Source organism: Collinsella aerofaciens, from assembly GCF_040910245.1.
Classification (GTDB): domain Bacteria; phylum Actinomycetota; class Coriobacteriia; order Coriobacteriales; family Coriobacteriaceae; genus Collinsella.
Window position 1 is genome coordinate 30,405 of the sequence record NZ_JBDGAY010000006.1, and the last position, 19,837, is coordinate 50,241.

Below are 19,837 nucleotides of genomic sequence, written 5' to 3' on the forward strand. Positions count from 1 at the left end.
ACCCGCCGCATAAGCGACGGGTTTTACAACCTGGCTCCCCGGGTAGGACTCGAACCTACAACAGCGCGGTTAACAGCCGCGTGCTCTACCATTGAGCTACCGAGGAATAGGTGCGTGCTCTCAAGCAACGAAATTTATTATACGGACGATTGGACGAAGGGCAAGAACTTTTTTGAGAATTTTTCCGACCTAGTCATTGGGGACGTTCTTAAACGACTAGTCATTCAAGAACGTCCCCAATGACTACATGAAAGCGCCCCCGAGCGGATGTACCTGAGGGCGCTTCTTGCTTGACTAGCTTTCGATGTAGTCCTTAAGCTTGCTGCTGCGGCTGGGATGGCGGAGCTTGGCCAGGGTCTTGGACTCGATCTGGCGGATACGCTCGCGCGTGACGCCAAACTCGCGACCGACTTCCTCGAGCGTGCGGGGATGTCCGTCGACAAGGCCAAAGCGCAGCTCGATAACCTTGCGCTCGCGATCGGCAAGCGAATCGAGCACCTGAGTGAGCTGCTCCTGCAGCATGGAGAAGCTGGCGGCATCGGGCGGGACGATAGCCTGGGAGTCCTCGATGAAGTCGCCCAGCTGGGAATCCTCTTCCTCGCCAATCGGGGTCTCGAGCGACACGGGCTCCTGCGAAATCTTCTGGATCTCGCGGACGCGGTCGGCGCTCATGTCCATCTCGGCACCGATCTCCTCGGGAGTCGGGTCGCGACCCAGGTCCTGGAGGAGCTGGCGCTGCACGCGGACGAGCTTGTTGATGGTCTCGACCATGTGCACGGGAATACGGATGGTGCGGGCCTGGTCGGCAATAGCGCGCGTAATGGCCTGACGGATCCACCACGTGGCGTACGTGGAGAACTTAAAGCCCTTCTGGTAGTCGAACTTCTCGACGGCGCGGATCAGACCGAGGTTGCCCTCCTGGATCAGATCCAGGAACAGCATGCCACGGCCAACATAGCGCTTGGCGATGGAGACGACCAGACGCAGGTTTGCGCTGATGAGCGCCTGCTTGGCCTCAAGACCAACGTTCTCGATACGCGTAAGACGACGCATCTCGGCGCGCGTGAGTTCAATCTCGCCCGCATCGGCAGCCTCGAGCTTCTCGGTAGCCTCGAGACCGGCCTCGATCTTCATGGCCAGATCGACCTCTTCAGATGCGGTCAGCAGGTCGACCTTACCGATCTCCTTGAGGTACATACGAACCGGATCGCCGGTCAGCATCACCGTGGAGGCATCGATGCCGCGCACGCGCGAACGCGAACGAGACGTGCGCACGGTGCGCTTCTTCTTGCTCTTGGAAGAGCCCATCTCGGCATCGGCCTGGCGGGCCATCTTAAGCTCGTGATCGTCAAGCGAGCCGGAATCGTGCTCGTCATCGTCGAAATCATCGGTATCGTTATCGTCATCGTCGACGTCCATCGGGGCGTCGTCGTTTCCGCTCGCGGAGATAATCTGGATGCCGCTGTTGCGCAGCGCGGAATACACCGCGTTGAGCTGCTCATCAGAGACATCGATATCCTTCAGGGCGACCTGAATCTCGTCCTCGGTTACCGAAGTCCTGTTTGAGCCGTTGCCCATGAGCTTTGCAACGTAGGATTCCAGCCCAGTACCCGTGCTCTCAGTCTTTTTTGGCACAGATTCTCCCTTCGTAGTCCACAGGACTCATTACTTTAACACACACATAGACGTCTATACCCAAAATAAAGACAGGATATAGGCGAGAATACGCTGGTTGACCACAACATCTAGGCCTGATCGGCACCCGCGGTCTCCAAACCGATCAAACGGAACGGGTCGGCCACGCCACCGATCGACTTTTGGAGCTCGCGCTGGCGCTGTGAATCTTGCACCGCCTGCACAGTCAGCACGCGACGGGCCTCATCGTCGAGTGAACGGTCCTGACGCAACTTGGCCTGCGCGGCTCGCATGCGACGTTTGATGGTGTAGAGCTCGAGCGTATCGAGCATAAAGACGATGTTCGTCTCGGTCGGGTGCTTACTCGTTGCCGAGATGCGCCCGGCGCTGACAAGCGATGCCGCCTCGGGACACACCGCGCGTGCCGCATCCATGCATGCCGCAGGATCGGTTCCCGGCGGCGTTGCCAGCACGGCCCACGCAATGGACTCGTGACGCGGGTCGACCCACTCAATAGAACAAATGCGATCGGCATACGTGCGGAACAAATCGGGGTAGCTCGTGAGCATCGTCAGCAGCTCGCGCTCCCCCGCCAGGGATTTCCGCTCCAGATCGGTCAAAACAATCGGCATCGACGGAGCTGACGCCGCGCTTGGACTATCGGCAACGGGCGCAGCGCTTTCCATTCCCGCCGGCACATCGATTGGCGGCAGGTCCTCGACGACCTCCACCGGTGCGGCCCCATAGGCATCAAGCGGAACGTAGTCGTACGGGTCCTCCTCGACCGGTGCGGACACCGGCGGCGTCGCACCCGCGGCCCAGGCACCGCGACCGGCACTGCGCGCACCAGCCGCACCGCCGCCCGAGCTTCGTCCCTGCGAACCGCCCGCGCGCTCAGCTTGCGCGCGTTGACGCTCGTAGTTCTGCTCACGCCGGCGCTCGGCATCCTCACGCTTGGCGACATCGCGAAACACGCGGCCCGAACTCGCGCGCACGGTCTCCAGGTCCAAACCCAACAGGTCGGCAATCTGGATAAAGTACGTGTCGATCATATAGCTGTCACGCAGCGGATAGATGAGCGTCAGCGCATCCTCGAGCGCCTTGGCACGACCGCCCGGTGTGGTAATGTCGCTCGACTCCTGCAGCGAACGGTAGACAAAGTCCATGAGGGGCTCGGCCGCGTCAATGCGCGCCTGAAGCTCCTGACCGCCATGCGCCGTGATGAACTCCATGGGGTCGTTACCGTCGGGCAGCACCACGCAGCGCAGGTCCATCGAATCCTGCTCGATAAACTGAATCGCGCGGCGAGCAGCCTTTTGACCGGCGGCGTCGCCGTCAAACATATAGACAATGCGCTTGGCAAAGCGGGTAAGCGTCTTTACGTGATGTTCCGTCAGCGCAGTGCCCAGCGTGGCGACGACGTTTTTGATCCCCGCCTCCCAGCAGGCGATGCAGTCGGTATAGCCCTCCACCACGATGGCGGTATCCTGCGCGACGATAAACTCCTTGGCCCAGTTAAAGCCATAGAGGTTTCGTTTTTTATGAAACACGCTCGTCTCGGCGGTGTTGAGGTACTTGGGCTGTCCATCGCCCATGATGCGCCCGCCAAAGGCGATATTGTGACCCTGTTCATCAAAGATGGGAAACATCACACGGTCGTAAAAGCGGTCCGCGAGCTGTCCGCGCCCACGGCTTACGGCCACGTTGGCGTCGATCATCTCCTGCGGGGTAAAGCCCGCCTGAGACAGGTGCGAAACCAGCGCGTTGCGACCAGGCGCAAAACCCAGGCAGTAGCGTCGGCAGACATCGCCACCCATACCGCGGCTGGCAAAGTACTCGCGTGGACGGCTGTCCTTACCGCGCATAAGCATGGTGTGGTAGAACTGAGCCGTCTCGGCGCACAGGTCATAGATGCGAGCGCGCTTGGTGCCGCGATCGCGCTGCGCGCCGGTATCGTGCAGTTCAATGCCCGCACGATCAGCCAAATAGCGGATCGAATCGGGAAAACTCAGGTTCTCGCGCTTCATGATATAGGTAAAGACGTCGCCGCCCTCGCCGCAGCCAAAGCAGTGCCACACCTGCGTAGCAGGGATAATGTGAAACGATGGGGTCTTTTCGCCATGAAACGGGCAGCAGCCCCAAAACTCATGGCCGCGGGGCTTGAGCTCAACCGTTTCCTGCACGATGGCAACCAAGTCTGACGCCGCGCGTACCTGATCTTTTTCCTCATCGCTAATCACGGATACTCACCCCCTGCTCACCCAAGTTATGACGGATATCGTCGATATTACCCTCGACGGTCGCGATAAGCTCGTCCAGGGAATCGAACACGCGAGACGGACGCAGCCAGCGCGTAAACGCCAGCGACACGGAAGCGCCATACAGGTCGCCCGCATAGCCGATCAAGTTGGCCTCGAGATGCGCCGAGGCGGCATCATCGGCATAGGTCGGCGGCAGGCCGACGTTAACGGCAGCAGGCCATACGGTATCGTCGACCAGCACCAGACCCTCATAGACGCCATCGGCAGGCACTTGGATGCCGTCGGGCACCTGGATGTTTGCCGTGGGAAAGCCCATGTCGGAGCCCTCGTGACGGCCAGCCGCCACAACGCCGCGCAGCATATAGGGACGGCCGAGAAGCTCTGCGGCCAGCTCCACATGACCCTGACCCAGCTCATGGCGGATACGCGTGGCGCAGATGGACTGCCCGTTAACGCAGAGCAGGTCGTGACCGTAAACGTCAACCCCACGCCCGGTGCCCCAGACACGCATCTCGGCAACGCCCGAAGCGCCGCCGCGGCCGAGCCTAAAGTCGCTGCCTACACGAATGGAGCGAATATCGACAACGCGCGACAACAGCGCCAGAAACCCGACATGGTCGAGTGCCGCCACGGCGGGCGTAAAGGGAACGGCCACCACCGCATCGACCCCGGTTTGAGCCAGGGCATGCAGGCGGTCGGCCGTCGTCATCAATTTTTGAGCGGGCGATGGACTTACCACGACATCCGGATCAGGATCGAAGGTGACCACGACCGCTTTGCTGCCGTGGTCATGCGCATCGCGAATAACCGCATCGATCAGCTCTTGGTGCCCACGATGTACGCCATCGAACACGCCAATGGCGATTGAAGCGGCACCCAAGAACTCGCACCCATCAAAAGCATCGGCAGAAACGATACGGGCCTCATCCAACTCACCCGCGAAAAAAATACGCGCGAGCTCGTGGGGCGCCAGCATCATCGAACACCGCCGATCGCCTGCGGAAAGACGTGCTCCATCACAAAGCGGCCGCCCTCGATACGAGCAAGCGCCTTCAATCCACCATCGAGCACCAGCGCAAACGGCGCCTTCGACGCATCGAAGTCCACAAGCGCACGCTCGACGGGAATGCGGCGGCCACAAAGCAGGTCGTCTGCAAGATTACCCGGCAAATCGACACGCGTGGCACCTAGGGCGGCGATGGGATCCAGAGCGAAACCGGCAGCGGTCTCGGCAGAGAGCTCCTCTACCGCATGACAGGCGCCAATGGAAACCACGCCGGAGGCCGTACGGCGCAGCGCGGAAATATGTGCAGCGCTATCGCAGGCACGACCCAGATCGCGAGCGAGCGCGCGAATGTAGGTGCCTTTGCTTACCGAAAACGCCACGGTCCAGACGCACGTATCGCCCTCGCCGCTCACGGCGATCAGGTCGGCGGCATAGATCTCGACGGGGCGCGGAGGCAAGTCTACCGCATTACCCTCGCGAGCACTCTTATAGGCGCGAACACCATTGACCGAGATGGCCGAAAAAGCTGGCGGCACCTGCAACTGCGGACCAAGCATAGCGGCAAGCTGCACACGGACGTAAGCGAGATCGTGCAGCTCGGGGGCAACGGGCACCGTGCGAACGGCCTCGCCCTCCGCGTCATCGGTGTTGGTCTCGACGCCAAACGAAATGTCGGCGACATAACTTTTGGTATCGAGGGTTAGCATGCCCAGCAGACGGGTCGCCTGGCCCACGCCCACCACCATGACACCCGAGGCCATGGGGTCGAGCGTACCGGCATGGCCGACGCGTCGCTCATGGAGGGCGCGTCGGCACTGCGATACCACGTCGTGGGATGTACAGCCCACCGGCTTATCGACGGCGAGCAGCATATTCAATTGAGAAGGCGTACGACGAGCCATGTACCATCCAAAATGTTAGAGCTCGACGGTCACCGAAGCGGGATCCTCCCCTACCAGCTCGGCCAGCATGGGAAGTGCCACGGCGAGCGTCTCGCGAATCGTTCCGTTGTTGGAAAAACCGGCGGCGGCATGATGCCCGCCACCGCCAAAGTTGGCAGCGATCTCGGACACATCGAGGTCACCCTTGGAGCGCAGGTTACCGCGTACCTTGGTATCGCCCTCAATGCCCTTCAGGAACAGGCAGACCTCCACGCCCATCACCGAACGCACCACATCGACCAGGCCGTCGCACTCATCCGAAGTGACGCCGCAAGCCTCGAGGTCGCTCTGGTACGCATAGCTATATGCCACGCGACCGTGCGCCACGGTCTTGATACGACCCATAACGATGGACTTGAGATGCAAGAACTCTACGCGCATGCTCTGGTAGACCTCGAGCGCGACGCGCGCCGGATCGGCACCGTGCGCGACCAGGCGCGAGGCGGCATGGAACGCAGCGGCATCGGCGTTTTGGTACTGAAAACGACCGGTATCGGTCACCAGGCCGCACAGCAGGCAGGTCGCGACACCATCGCGAGCCACAATGCCGCAATTGTCCAAAAAGCGGTCGATGATCATGGCGCAGGCCGCGGCGCCGACGCACCTCAGGCTCAGCTCGGCAAATTCCTCGCGCGCCGGATGGTGATCGAAACACACCACATGCGACGAGCGGCGGAGCACCTTGGCTGAGTTGTTCAGACGCTCGACGACCGGCACGTCCACCGAGATGAACAGGTCCGGATTGCCGGTATACGCAGATGCCGGCACCAGACGGTCGGCGCCCTCCATAAAGCGGTAAATACGCGGAACCGGGTCATCGTCTGCCAGCAGCAGGGCAATGTCCTTGTTGGGGAAAAACTTCATAAGCGAGAGGCCCAGACCCAGCACGGAGCCCAGGGCGTCACCATCGGGAGACGTATGTCCCGAAATCGCAATGGAGGACGCACCCTCGATAAGCTCGAGGATGCGTCGCTGAATATCTGCAGACTCGCACGATGCGAGGTCGGCGGAATTACTCATCTAAAGCTGCCTCCTGGGCGGCATCCGCAATTGGATAGCCGTCCTCGTCCTTTTCGATCGCAAGCGTGGCGGGAACGTTTTCCAGCGCGCGCGTGATGCGCTCGGCCTCATCGGTCGAGCGATCGATGCGAAAATCGAGCTCGGGCGTGACGCGCCAATCGAGCGAGCGGGCCAACAGGCTACGGATGCGGCCCTTGGCGCTGGCAAGCGCCTCCATGACCTCGTCGTAGCGGCTCGCGTCGCACGACACGTACACGCGCGCGAACGAGCGGTCCACCGCGACCTCGACCGCGGTCAGGGTGACCAGGTCGAGACGCGGATCGGAAACCTCAAAGAGCAGGATATAACCGAGCTTCTCGCGAAGCTGCTCGCCCAGACGGCGGGTTGCCTGCGTTTGCTTCATAGCGCTACCCCCTACTCGGTACGGGCAACCTGGTCGATGCGGTAGCCCTCAATGGTGTCGCCAGGCTTGATGTCCTGGAAGTTCTCCAGGCCAATACCGCCCTCGGAGCCGCTCTTGAGGCTCTTGGCCTCGTCCTTGTAGTGGCGCATCGAGGCGATTTTACCGTTGAAGACCACGATGCCGTCGCGCACCAGGCGTACGGAATCGGTCGCGGCGATCTCGCCCTCTTCGACGCGGACACCGGCGGCGATGCCGACTTTGGGCACCTTGAAGGTGTCCAGGACGGTCGCAGTGCCCGTGGAGACCTCAACCTCGGTGGGCTTGAGCATGCCGATACGGGCAGCGTCGAGGTCCTCGAGGCACTTGTAGATGACGTCGTAGCAACGGATCTCGACGCCCTCGCGCTCGGCAGCGGAGCGGGCCTTGCCGTCGGGACGGACGCCAAAGCCGATGATGATGGCGTTGGAGGCGTCGGCCAGGACGACGTCGGTCTCGTTGATGGCACCAACGGCGGAGTGGATCGTGTTGATGCGCACCTCGGACTGATCCATCTTGTCGAGAGAGTCCTGAAGGGCCTCGATGGAGCCCTGGACGTCGGCCTTGATGATCAGGTTGAGCTCCTTGACCTCGGCGTCGGCGATGGTCTCGAAGAGATTCTCGAGCGTCACGTGCTTCACGCGGCTCTGCTCCTCGATACGGGCCTTGAGCGAACGCTCGTCGGCCAGCGCACGCGCCTCGCGCTCGTCCTCGAACACGCGGAACTCATCGCCGGCGTTGGGGACGGACTGCAGGCCCAGGATCTCGACGGCGTCGGAAGGACCGGCCTCGGTGACGGCGTTGCCCTTGGGGTCGAGCATGGCACGGACGCGGCCATAGGTGAGGCCGGCGACCAGCGTGTCGCCCACGCGCAGGGTGCCGCGGGTCACGAGAACGGTGGCAACCGAGCCGCGGCCCTTGTCGAGCTTAGCCTCGAGGACGTTACCCGATGCGAACGTATCGGGGTTGGCCTTGAGCTCGAGCACGTCGGCCTGGAGCAGCACGGTCTCGAGCAGGTCGTCGATACCGATCTTCTGCTTGGCCGAGATGTTGACGAACATGTTCTGTCCGCCCCACTCCTCGGGGATGATGCCGTACTCGGTGAGCTCCTGGCGCACGCGGTCGGGGTTGGCACCCGGCTTATCGATCTTGTTGACGGCGACGACGATGGGTACGCCGGCGGCCTTGGCGTGGTTGATCGACTCGATGGTCTGGGGCATGACGCCGTCGTCGGCAGCCACGATCAGGATGACGATATCGGTCACCTTGGCGCCGCGGGCACGCATGGCCGTAAAGGTGGCGTGACCGGGGGTATCGATGAAGGTGATCTTGCGGTCGTTGATCATGACCTGCGAAGCGCCGATGGCCTGCGTAATGCCGCCCGCCTCGCCGGCAGCGACGCCGGTGTGACGGATGGCGTCGAGCAGCGAAGTCTTGCCGTGGTCGACGTGGCCCATGACGGTGACGACCGGGGCACGCGGCTTAAGGTCGGCGGGATCGTCGTAGAACGAGAAGGTGTTCTCCTCCTCGGGGGTGATGATCTTGATCTGACGGCCCAGGTCGTCGGCAACGAGCTCGACGAGGTCGTCGGACATGGACTGCGTCATGGTAAGCGGCGTGCCCAGCAGGAACAGGCGCTTGATGATGTCGTTGGCCGGAACGTCGAGCGCCTCGGCGAGCTCCTGGACGGTAACGCCCTGGGAGACCTTGATGGCGTCGAGGTCCTCGGGGTTCACGCCCTGGGCCAGCGCCTCCTCTATCTTGCGCTCCTCCTGAGCCTTTGCGGCCTCGCGCTCGCGCTTCTCCTTGCGCTTTTTGCGGCGACCAGTGGACTCGCGAGAGGCCTCCTCGACGGCGGCACGAGCCTCCTCGAGCACCTTCTCGCGGCTGTACTCCTCGGCCTCGCGAGCCATGCGGCTGTAGTGGTCCTCTTCGTTGTTGTGACCGCCCTTGCGCTTCTTGCCCTTGCCCTGCTTGTCGGGGTTGGGGAAGTCCATGCCGGCAGCGACGTTGTTGCTGGCATTGGTGCGATGGCTGTGGGGACGGTTCTCGGAGGCATTGCGCTCGGAGTTGTTGTCGGAAGCGTTGCGATCGTTACGACGGCCACCGCGACGGTCGTTGTTGCCGCCACGACGGTTGCCGCGCTCGGCAGCGCGCTCGGCCTTGGCCTTCTCCTCGGCGTCCTTCTTCTCCTTGAGGACGGTCTCCTGTGCGGCGATCTGGTCGAGCAGCGAACGGAAACGCGAACCGGAATCGGAAGCGGGAACGGCGCGGCGCTGGGCCTCGCGGGCAGCCTCCTCCTTCTCGCGGGCAAGGCGCTCCTGCTCGGCCTTCTTCTTAGCCTCGGCCTCGGCGCGGGCGGCCTCCTCGGCAGCCTGGGCAGCGGCGAACTGGCGGCGCTCCTCCTCGCGTGCCTTCTCGGCGGCGATGCGCTCGCGCTCTGCCTCGGCAGCGCGTGCTGCCTCCTCGGCGGCAGCGGCCTGCTCCTCGGCCAGCTTGGCGGCCGCGACTTCCTGGGCGCGGGCCTCAATCACCGAGGCGAGCTGCTTGCGGACCATGGCGACGTATGCGTCCTCCAGAGCGGAGGAAGCGGACTTAGCGGGAATCTTCATTTCGGCGAGATGACCCATCAGTTCCTTGGAGGTCATGCCGAACTCTTTGGCCAGGGTGGACACACGGACTTTTGCCATATGACTTCACCTACCCTTTCTGGCACCTTGGGTGCCTAGAGACTGAACGAGCGTGGGGTATGCGCTGGGACCCGCCCGGCGCGACCGCGCGCTAGATCAGGTCCTCCGCATCATCGAAGGCGTCGGTGTCGTGGACACCGCAGAAACGGGAGCCGGGACGGGCCTGGTTGCGGCACTGGATGCCGTCCTCGGACACGAACTCGCAGCGACGGACGTCCTCGTCCTCCTCGTCACCGATCAGGTCGGCGGCGGGCTCCTCGTGAACGGGAACATTCTTGAGGATGTCGGCGGCAAGGGTCTCGGACTTAATGTCGATGTGCCAGCCGGTCAGACGCGCGGCGAGGCGGGCGTTCTGGCCCTCCTTGCCGATGGCGAGGGACAGCTGGTCGTCGGGCACGATAACGCCGGCGTAGGCCTTCTCCTCGTCGATGAGGACGCGCGTGACCTTTGCGGGCGACAGGGCGTTTGCGACGTAGACTGCCGGATCGGCATCCCACAGGATGACGTCGACGCGCTCGCCACGGAGCTCGCCCACGACGGCGCGAACACGGCTGCCCTTAGGGCCGACGCAGGCGCCCACGGGATCCAGGCGATCGTCGAGCGAGTGGACGGCGACCTTAGAGCGCTGACCGGGCTCGCGGGCGATCGACTTGATCTGGACGGTGCCCTCATAGATCTCGGGCACCTCCTGCTCAAACAGACGACGCATGAGCTCGGGGTGGGTACGGGAGATGACAATCGGCGGACGGCTGTGCTCGCCGCGAACCGGCTGCAGGTTGGAGTTGGGGTCGCGAACGTCGATGATCACGGCCTTGATGTGCTGGTTGTGCAGGTAGCGCTCGCCCATCGGACGCTCGTTGCGCTCGTTCTCGTAACGACGCTGGTCGAAGTGCGGCAGCTCGGCCTCGACGCCCTCGCGAATCTTGACGATCGTGAAGTCGGGAGTGGACTGCAGCACGGTACCGCTGATGAGGTCACCGATGCGGCCGGAGAACTCCTCGTAGATCTGCTCGCGGGCGGAGTTGCGCACGATGGCGTTGATCTCGGCCTTGGCGTGCTGGGCGGCAATGCGGCTCGTGTTCTTGGGAGTGACGTCGATCTCCTCGAACTCGGTGAAGTTGCCCTCCTCGTCCATGGAATCGTCGATCGGCTCCAGGCGGTAGACGTAGATCTTGCCGGTGGTGCGGTCGATGGTCACCTTGGCGCCCCACTCAAGATGCAGGATCTCGGCATAGCTCTTGGCGAGCGACTGCTCCAGGCGGTCGATCAGGTAGAGCTGGTCGATGTGCTTCTCCTGGCAAAGCTCCATCAGGGCGGACATCATGTCGGATGCTGCCATCTTACTTTCCTTCCTTCGCGGGCTTAAAGTCATAGGTGGGCTTCAACTTGCACTTTTTAACATCAGAGAAATCGAGGGTAACGGACTCGCCGTCCTCGAGCTCGAGGGTTACGTTCGTCTCGGTGGCGGCGGCAATCTTGCCGGCGTACTTGCGACGGCCCTCGGTGGCGGTGGAGGTGAGCTCACAGTTCTCGCCCACAAAGCGGGCAAAGTCACTCGGGCGGCGCAGCGGGCGCGCCATACCCGGGCTCGACACCTCGAGCGTATAGCTCGAAGAGATGGGGTCGAGCTCCTCAATCACATCGCCGACCCATTTGGTGTTGGCCGTGACGTCATTGAGCGACAGGCTCTGACCCTCGGCACCCTCGATACGCACACGCACACAGGGGGCCTTGGTGGCACCCACGAGCTCAACGTCGACGATGTCGACATCGTGCTGGGGAGCAACGGCCTCGAGCGCGTCGATGATCGCCTGCTCGGTCTTGGTCTTGACCATTGCGGCACCTCCATCCATACAAAAAAGAAGCGGGGCCGAAACCCCACTTCTTTCAATTACAACTTCATTTGCAAGCAAACTATACCAATACCTGCACAAACGTGCAACCACAACACAAACCCGCAGGTCAGCGTGAGCACAGGTTCTCCACAAGAAATGGATAATTGGGTGTTGTCGCAAGTATCCATAACCAAAAAGAGGGGCGACTCCTGCGGAATCGTCCCTCGCCTTTTCATGTCAGCTATACGCGCAGCGCTTACTTGACAACCAGGTTAACCAGCTTGCCAGGCACGCAGATGGCCTTGACGACCGTCTTGCCCTCAAGCCACTTGGCAACGGCTTCCTCAGCGGCAGCCTGCATCTCCTCGTTGGAGGCGTCGCGGGCGACGTCGATGCGGCCACGGACCTTGCCGAGCACCTGGACGACGATCTGCACCGTGTCCTCGATAGACTCGGCGATGTCGAACTCGGGCCAGGCGGCGGTGTAGGCGTTGCCCTCACAGCCGAGCGCCTCGTGCCACAGCTCGTCGGCCCAGAACGGGCAGATGGGGGCAAGGACGCTCACGATATCCTTAGCCACGCCGTAGCACAGGGCCTTGTCGCGGTCAGCACCCTCGGTGGCGTTGAGGTAGGCGCTCGCGGCGTTGACGAGTTCCATGACGGCCGAGATCGCGGTGTTGAACTGGCCGCGGTCAAAGTCCTCGGTGCACTTGGCAATGGTGCGGTGACGCTCGCGGTAGAGCTTCATCGCGGTCTCGTCGAGCACGGACTTGTCAAAGGCCACGTTGGCGTCACCCGACTGGACGAGCTGCCACACGATACGCCAGGCGCGTTTAATGAAGCGATTAGCGCCCTCGACGGCCTTGGGATCCCAGTCGAAGTCCTTCTCGGGCGGGGCGATAAACAGGATCGCCAGACGCATGGTGTCGGCGCCGTAGGGCTCGATGACCGAGCTCGGGGGCACGACGTTTCCCTTGGACTTGGACATGGTGTCGCCGTTCTCGTCCTTGACCATGCCCTGGCACAGCAAGTTGGTAAAGGGCTCGTCCACGCTCAGCAGGCCCAGGTCGCGCAGCGCCTTGGTAAAGAAGCGACTGTAGAGCAGGTGCAGAATGGCATGCTCGATGCCGCCGATGTAGTTATCGACGGGCATCCAACGGTCGGCGGCCTCGCGGGAGAAGGGCAGCTCGGTGTTGTGCGGGTCGGTATAGCGCAGGTAATACCAGCTGGAGCAGGTGAAGGTGTCCATGGTATCGGTCTCGCGCTTGGCCGGGCGGCCGCAGACCGGGCAGGTGGTCTCGTAGAACTCCTTGCACTCGGCGAGGGTCTCGCCGGCACCCAGGTCCAGGTTCTCGGGCAGCGTCACCGGCAGCTGGTCCTCGGGCACGGGCACGATACCGCAGTGCTCGCAGTGGATGGCCGGGATGGGGTTGCCCCAATAACGCTGACGGCTGATGAGCCAGTCGCGTAGACGGAACTCGACCTTGCGACGACCGCAGCCCATGGCCTCGAGGTCGGCCACGATGGCAGCCTCGCCCTCGGAGTGCTTACCGCCGCGCATGCCAGTGTACTTGCCGGACTGGACGAGCGTGCCCTCGGCAGCGTGGGCGCAATCCCAGTCAACGTTCTCGGCATGGAAGGTATCGATGGTCTCGCCGCTGGCCTCGACGGCAGCGCGGTCGTCATCGTCCAGGATGATCGGCACAATAGGCAGATCGTACTTGCGGGCGAACTCAAAGTCACGCTGGTCGCCGCAGGGAACGGCCATGACGGCGCCGGTGCCGTAGTCGGCAACGACATAATCGGCAACCCACACGGGGACCTTCTCGCCGTTGACGGGGTTCACCACATAGCGGCCGGTAAAGGCACCGTGCTTCTCGAGGGTGCCCTGGGCACGCTCGACGGCAGAGATATGCTTGGAGTCCTCGACGATCTTGGTGACGGCCTCCTCGTACTCCGTGCCCTCGACGAGCTCGTGCAGGCGCTCATACTCGGGAGCCAGGACAAAGAAGGAGACGCCAAAGAGCGTGTCGGCACGTGTGGTGAAGACGGTAATCTTACCCTCGTCGCCCTCGATAGGCTCGCCATCCTTGTCGCACAGGGTAAAGTCGACCTCGGCGCCCTCGGAGCGGCCGATCCAGTTAGCCTGCATCTGCTTGACGCGCTCGGGCCAGCCGGGGAGCTTCTCCAGGTCGTCGAGCAGCTCCTGGGAGTACTCGGTAATCTTGAAGTACCACTGCTCCAGGTCGCGCTTCTCGGGCTCGGTGCCGCAGCGCCAGCACTTGCCCTCGGTAACCTGCTCGTTAGCCAGAACGGTCTTACAGGTGGGGCACCAATTGACCGGATTCTTCTTGCGGTAGACCAGGCCCTTTTCCCACATCTTCTCAAAGATCCACTGGCCCCAGCGGTAATAGCCGGGGCTGCAGGTCTTGACCATGCGATCCAGATCGTAGGAGAAGCCCATGCGCTTCATCGTGGAAAGCGCCTGATCCATGTTCTTATACGTCCAGGCGGCAGCCTGCGTGTTGTGCTTGATGGCGGCGTTCTCGGCGGGCAGCCCAAAGGCATCGAAGCCGATGGGATGCAGCACATCGTAGCCGCGCATGCGGGCCTGACGGGCCATGGCATCGCCGATGGTATAGTTGCGCGCGTGGCCCATGTGCAGGTCGCCCGACGGATACGGGAACATCTCGAGCACGTACTTCTTGGGCTTACTGTCGTCGGTGTCGACGGCAAAGAGGTTGGAGTCCTCCCAGGCCTTCATCCACTTGGACTCAATGGCCTGCGCGTCGTAGACAGGGATCTCGTCCTTATGATCTGTGCAATCGCACATATCAGCTCCTTTAATCTTAGCTGGGGTCGGTCGGCTTGGCTTTATTCGCTACTGCGGACAGTCCTGCGCAAGACGAAGAGCACATTTAGTGCTCTTCTTTGCGTGCGGAACTTGTAGCGAACAAAGCCAAGCCGACCGACCCTAAGGTTAACTTGACTGATGATAGCAAATACGACAAGCGAGATGCCTGCGACTTACATGCATCTCGCTTTATCTAAATAACGTGGTTGTGAATCAACCGCTATTTGTTAATCGTCCTAGCATGGACGGGTTTTCCAAGTGCCGCAGATTGCCGTGAAAGAGGAGCGACGCGTACTTTGGTACGCGAGCGACGGTTTGAACGGCAAGGTGCGGTGCTTGGGAAAGCCGTCTAGCGGTAGGAAACGCTCTGCTGGGAATCCTTCACGACAACGTCGTGGGCGCCGCCTTCGACGATAGAGGTGGAGCTGACCAGCGTTAGGCGCGCCTTTTCCTGGAGCTCGGGGATCGAGAGGGCACCGCAGTTGCACATCGTGGACTTGACCTTGTAGAGCGTGCCGCCCACGCCGTCCTTGAGGGAACCTGCGTAGGGAACATAGGAGTCGACACCCTCGACGAAGCTGAGCTTCGCGGCGCCGCCCAGGTCGTAGCGCTGCCAGTTGCGGGCACGCGCGGAACCCTCGCCCCAGTACTCCTTCATGTACTGGCCGTTCACGTTAACGCGCTCGGTCGGGCTCTCGTCAAAGCGGGCGAAGTAGCGGCCCAGCATCATAAAGTCGGCACCCATGGCAAGGGCGAGCGTCATGTGGTAGTCGTAGACGATACCGCCGTCGGAGCACACGGGCACGTAAACGCCGGTCTCCTCGTAGTACTCGTCGCGAGCACGGCAGACGTCGATCAGCGCGGTGGCCTGGCCGCGGCCGATACCCTTGGTCTCACGGGTGATGCAGATGGAACCGCCGCCGATACCGACCTTGATGAAGTCGGCACCGCAGTCGGCCAGGAAGCGGAAACCCTCGGCGTCGACGACGTTACCGGCACCGACCTTGACGTCCTCGCCGTAGTTGGCGCGAATCCACTCGATGGTGCGCTTCTGCCACTCGCTGAAGCCCTCGGAAGAGTCGATGCACAGGACGTCGGCGCCGGCCTCGATGAGCAGCGGCACGCGCTCGGCATAGTCGCGGGTGTTGATACCGGCGCCGACCATGTAGCGCTTATCGCCGTCGAGCAGCTCGTTGGGGTTGGTCTTGTGGCTGTCGTAGTCCTTGCGGAAGACGATGCCCATCAGGTGATCGTTGTCGTCGACGATGGGCAGGGCGTTGAGCTTATTGTCCCAGATGACGTCGTTGGCAACCTTGAGGCTGATGTTCTTGTCGCCCACGATGAGCTGCTCACGCGGGGTCATGAACTCGGAGACCTTCGTCTGGTGGTCATCGCGACTGGGGCGATAGTCACGGCTGGTGACGATGCCCAGGAGCTTACCCTTGGGAGTGCCGTCGTCGGTAACCGGCATGGTGGAGTGACCGGTCTTCTCCTTGAGCTCGATGACCTGCTCCATGGTCATGTCGGGGGTCAGCGTGGAATCGGACTGAACGAAGCCGGCCTTGTGATCCTTGACGGCCTTGACCATGGCGGCCTCGGACTCGGCGCTCTGGGAACCATAGATGAAGGACAGGCCACCCTCGGTAGCGAGCGCGACACCCATGTCGACGCCCGAGACGGACTGCATGATAGCGGAAACCATGGGGATGTTCAGGGTGATTGCCGGCTTCTCACCGCGCTTAAAGCGGGTCAGCGGCGTCTTAAGAGAGACGTTGTTGGGGATGCACTGCGAGGACGAGTAACCAGGGACCAGCAGATACTCCGAAAACGTGTGGGACTCACCGGGAAAGAACGTAGCCATGTTTCTCCTTTTTCCATGCGACCGGTCGGCTGCAGGCCTCGTAGGACCCAGCCCTACCTTGGGCGCCCAATACTGGGCAAGTATCTTAACGCACTTTGACTGCTACAATGCATGATTTAAGAAGTGCACACGAGGGTTTGACGCAGACTTTGCGTTTGCCCAGCAAACACTTTAGCGGGGAGACGTGGAGCGTATGGAGTACAAGACGACGGCAAAGTTGGTCATTCAAGCGTGCGACAAAGATCTGCCGGGCGTGTTTGGTCACGGCTGCGTCTTGCTGCTGCAGGGTATTGCCCGCGAGCACTCGCTGAACCGCGCCGCCAAGAGCATGGGCATGGCGTATTCCAAGGCTTGGCGCATTGTAAACGAAGCCGAAGGCCAGCTGGGCTGCAAGCTCATAGAGCGCGACGGCGCCCGCGGATCCACCCTCACCCCCGCCGGCGAGCGAGCCATAGCGGTCTACGAGGAGCTGCAGGCCGACATCAACAACGTCATCGCCACCAAAGCCGACGCTCTCATCGCCAGCATCAAAGAGTAGCCCATTTGGGACAGGGCCTTATAGCCACACAACCCCCTCTCATAAGTTGCGGTGAAATAGGGACTGTTTATGCGGTTAAAGCGGTAAATCAATCCATATTTCACCGCAACTTATGGAGTTGAGGATGATATAGCTAGTTGCGAAGGGCGTTGTCTAGGGTTGACGCTACGACCAGGGGGTCATCGGTGCCGGCGAAGAGGCGGATGGTGCTCCCCTGCTTGCCGCGTGGGGCCGAAAGGCGCGTCGTTGCGCCGCCGGCGGGTGATGTGCGAAACTCCCCAGGCAAAGCATCGATCAGCTCGCCCGCGCTACGTTCGATAAGATCGAACTCTACTGCCGGGCCAAAGCCGTGCTCGAGAATTCCCGTTGCAGCCACATGGTCGGGATGCGAACTCAGCCCAGGGTAGCGCACGTTGCGCACTATCTCGTTCGCGGCCAAGTATTCAGCCAGGGCACGGGCGCGATCGAAGTGCGCCTGCATACGGGTGTCGAGCGTGTCGAGCCCGAGCTCTAGAACCTTGGCCTCATCGGAGGACAAGTCAAGCTCGGCCAATCCGCACCCCTCGAGCAGCGCATGCGCGCACTCGGCAGCGGCATCCACACGATGGCGCTTGAGCTGCGAGCGCGCCACGGAGGCGGCTACGAGCTTGCGTGGAGCCTCACCGGCGCACACACGGTCGAGCGCTTCGAGCGACAGTACGGCACCCAAACGCAAAGGATCGCAGCCAAAGATGGAAGCCACCGTGTTGTCAACGACGAGCAGCGCACGTGCCTCGCGAGCCGTGCGTCCCAGAGCACGAAGACCGGGCACACGCAGACCAAACCCGCCGATGGAGTTGACAAACCACCACAGGTGCGGCCCCTCGGCATCAAACGAGCCGGCAAAGCCCTCGGACGCGGCGGCAAACGCTGCGGCCGACGGCTCATCCACCATAGCCACATCGCAGGCATCAAAGCCGCTCGCAAACGCTTCGGTAAAGTCATCCGCAAAGGCCACCAGGCGGTCACCGGGACGCACGATTCCCAGCAGCGACAGCGCTGCCGGCACATGCGGGGCCGCAACAAGACGCGCCTCGCGCGCACTGGACCTCAAAGCCCAGGCCTCTTCTAGCTGCTGTACATCCACGCGGCACCGTCCCTTCATAAGCAAAAACCCACGATGCGGGTGTTCCCCGCATCGTGGGCAACGGCTGCAGTATAGCGCCGGTATGCGACGAATCGTCTAGATGTTGAGCTCGTGGTAGGTCACGCTCGCGCCAGCGGCGTCAACGGACACGCCATAGGTCGCAGGGTAGATGCGCGTGGAGAACACAAGCGCACCTTCGTTGACAAATACCTCGACCGAAGAAACATCGCCAACAATGCGCACGTTACGAACCTCGTCGACGGGCTCCCAACGCACGGTGCGACCGCAGCCGGCAGAAGCGCGACCCTCATCGGTAAATCGCATCTCAAAGCGCGCGGGCAGCTCGCCCTCGGCGGGCACAAACGCCAGCCTCAGCTCGCCATCAACGATTGCGGTAAATGCGCCGTCGACACCGTCGACAACAACGTCAAAGCAGGTGTCGCCGGCAACCTCCAATGAACCCTCCCCCATACGCACCGAGGCATAATGGTGCTCGATCTCGCGCACCGGCTGCTGCAGCACCACGCCGCCGGCACCGGCCGTAAGCTCGCGCGGCACCGTCATGCAGTGCTGCCAGCCGCACACCACGGTGGGCGCGTTGTCATAGGTCGGCTCATCGGGCATGCCCATCCAGCCGATCAGAATGTGGCGACCATCCTCGGACGTAAACTCCTGCGGCGCATAGAAGTCAAAACCAGCGTCCCACAGGCGGAACTCGCCCAGCTCATAGGCACCGTCACCACCTGCAATGTCGCCCGTTACAGGCATGTAGCCAGCAGCGTATACGTTGCCGCGGTCCCAACGACCGCCCTCGAGCCCCTGGGGGGAGAAGGACAGCCACTTCGCCGGCGCACCGTCATCGGCCTCAAGCTCAAAGTAACCCGGGCATTCCCACATAAATCCAAAGCGATCGGGCGTAGACACACGGCTCTCGAGCTCCCAGCTCAGCATATCGGCCGAGCCATACACCAGGATCTCGCCCACATCGCGCCCGGCACCCCCGCCATGCATGGCGCAAAAACGGCTCTCGACATGCGGCCCGTCCACGCGACGACGCGCGCCCAGCACCATGTGGTAACGCCCATCATCATCGCGCCACACCTTGGGGTCACGCACGTGGCAGGTCAAATCCTCGGGATAGTCCTCCGACGCCAGCACCACGCGCTTTTGGCTGAACGTCTGTCCATCAACACTCTCGACATACACGGTGTCGGCGCGACGGCCGGAGTTGACATAGTCAAAGACGCCGTCCTCATCGGGGAGCTTAACGTTGCCGGTATAGAGCACGCGAATGCGACCGTCCTCGACTAATGCCGAGCCCGAATACACGCCATGGCAGTCGAACGGCTCGTCGGGAAGCAGCGGCGCGCCAACATATTCCCATTTCATAAGGTCGCGGCTCGTGGCATGACCCCACATCTTGACGCCGCCGTTCACATCAAACGGAGCATACTGGAAGTATGCGTGAAACACGCCATCGGCCTGGCAAAGCCCGTTGGGGTCGTTGAGCCAGCCCGTGGGCGGCATAATATGAAAGCGCTGGCCATACGCGCCATGACCGCACTCAGAGGCGGCGGCGTCAACAGCGGCGACCAGCTTTGCAAGGTCGCGACCGAGTGCATTAGACATAT

14 protein-coding genes and 1 tRNA gene are annotated in these 19,837 nt (G+C 62.1%); 1 reads left to right on the forward strand and 14 read right to left on the reverse strand.

The genetic code is table 11. The features are described 5' to 3' along the window. Nucleotides 1–31: 31 nt before the first annotated feature. From AB5Z20_RS03600 to AB5Z20_RS03655, 12 genes are all read right to left on the reverse strand, one after another. Nucleotides 32–106: transfer RNA gene (locus AB5Z20_RS03600), tRNA-Asn, on the reverse strand. 188 nt (nucleotides 107–294) lie between these two features. Then, nucleotides 295–1,635 (reverse strand): RNA polymerase sigma factor RpoD, encoded by a 1,341-nt coding sequence (gene rpoD, locus AB5Z20_RS03605; protein WP_368156262.1) that lies wholly within the window; start codon nucleotides 1,633–1,635, stop codon nucleotides 295–297. A gap of 110 nt (nucleotides 1,636–1,745) precedes the next feature. Further along, nucleotides 1,746–3,875 (reverse strand): DNA primase, encoded by a 2,130-nt coding sequence (dnaG, locus tag AB5Z20_RS03610; protein ID WP_368156264.1) that lies wholly within the window; start codon nucleotides 3,873–3,875, stop codon nucleotides 1,746–1,748. Then, entirely contained in the window at nucleotides 3,868–4,875 is a 1,008-nt protein-coding gene (gene ribF / locus AB5Z20_RS03615; protein WP_368156265.1) for a riboflavin biosynthesis protein RibF, read from the reverse strand. The genes dnaG and ribF overlap by 8 nt, the downstream gene beginning before the upstream one ends. Next, nucleotides 4,872–5,804, reverse strand: a complete 933-nt coding sequence (gene truB, locus AB5Z20_RS03620) for a tRNA pseudouridine(55) synthase TruB (protein WP_368156266.1) — start codon at nucleotides 5,802–5,804, stop codon at nucleotides 4,872–4,874. The genes ribF and truB overlap by 4 nt, the downstream gene beginning before the upstream one ends. A gap of 15 nt (nucleotides 5,805–5,819) precedes the next feature. Then, nucleotides 5,820–6,863: a bifunctional oligoribonuclease/PAP phosphatase NrnA gene (locus AB5Z20_RS03625; protein WP_368156267.1), complete on the reverse strand. Its 1,044-nt coding sequence runs from the start codon at nucleotides 6,861–6,863 to the stop codon at nucleotides 5,820–5,822. Then, nucleotides 6,856–7,266, reverse strand: a complete 411-nt coding sequence (rbfA, locus tag AB5Z20_RS03630) for a 30S ribosome-binding factor RbfA (RefSeq protein WP_117647311.1) — start codon at nucleotides 7,264–7,266, stop codon at nucleotides 6,856–6,858. The genes AB5Z20_RS03625 and rbfA overlap by 8 nt, the downstream gene beginning before the upstream one ends. Before the next feature lie 11 nt (nucleotides 7,267–7,277). Next, nucleotides 7,278–9,992, reverse strand: coding sequence for a translation initiation factor IF-2 (gene infB, locus AB5Z20_RS03635; protein WP_368156268.1), 2,715 nt, complete (start codon nucleotides 9,990–9,992; stop codon nucleotides 7,278–7,280). 91 nt (nucleotides 9,993–10,083) lie between these two features. Continuing rightward, nucleotides 10,084–11,331, reverse strand: a complete 1,248-nt coding sequence (gene nusA, locus AB5Z20_RS03640; protein WP_022094169.1) for a transcription termination factor NusA — start codon at nucleotides 11,329–11,331, stop codon at nucleotides 10,084–10,086. Nucleotide 11,332: 1 nt separating this feature from the next. Next, nucleotides 11,333–11,827, reverse strand: a complete 495-nt coding sequence (gene rimP, locus AB5Z20_RS03645) for a ribosome maturation factor RimP (RefSeq protein ID WP_118267782.1) — start codon at nucleotides 11,825–11,827, stop codon at nucleotides 11,333–11,335. Nucleotides 11,828–12,083: 256 nt separating this feature from the next. Then, nucleotides 12,084–14,660 carry a leucine--tRNA ligase gene (gene leuS, locus AB5Z20_RS03650; protein ID WP_368156269.1) on the reverse strand — a complete coding sequence of 859 codons (2,577 nt, stop codon included), beginning with the start codon at nucleotides 14,658–14,660 and terminating at the stop codon, nucleotides 12,084–12,086. 370 nt (nucleotides 14,661–15,030) lie between these two features. Further along, complete coding sequence (locus AB5Z20_RS03655; RefSeq protein WP_055251158.1) at nucleotides 15,031–16,542, reverse strand: IMP dehydrogenase; 1,512 nt, start codon at nucleotides 16,540–16,542, stop codon at nucleotides 15,031–15,033. A gap of 193 nt (nucleotides 16,543–16,735) precedes the next feature. Between AB5Z20_RS03655 and AB5Z20_RS03660 the strand changes: the two genes are divergently transcribed. Beyond that, on the forward strand, nucleotides 16,736–17,080 hold the full coding sequence (locus AB5Z20_RS03660) for a winged helix-turn-helix domain-containing protein (protein WP_349088072.1): 345 nt from the start codon (nucleotides 16,736–16,738) through the stop codon (nucleotides 17,078–17,080). Nucleotides 17,081–17,213: 133 nt separating this feature from the next. On the opposite strand, the gene AB5Z20_RS03665 is transcribed toward AB5Z20_RS03660, so the two are convergent. Further along, nucleotides 17,214–18,206, reverse strand: coding sequence for a PLP-dependent transferase (locus tag AB5Z20_RS03665; protein ID WP_368156270.1), 993 nt, complete (start codon nucleotides 18,204–18,206; stop codon nucleotides 17,214–17,216). 96 nt (nucleotides 18,207–18,302) lie between these two features. Further along, the gene (locus AB5Z20_RS03670) at nucleotides 18,303–19,835 is read right to left on the reverse strand and encodes a glycoside hydrolase family 32 protein (protein ID WP_368156271.1); all 1,533 of its coding nucleotides are present in this window, start codon (nucleotides 19,833–19,835) and stop codon (nucleotides 18,303–18,305) included. Nucleotides 19,836–19,837 lie beyond the last annotated feature (2 nt).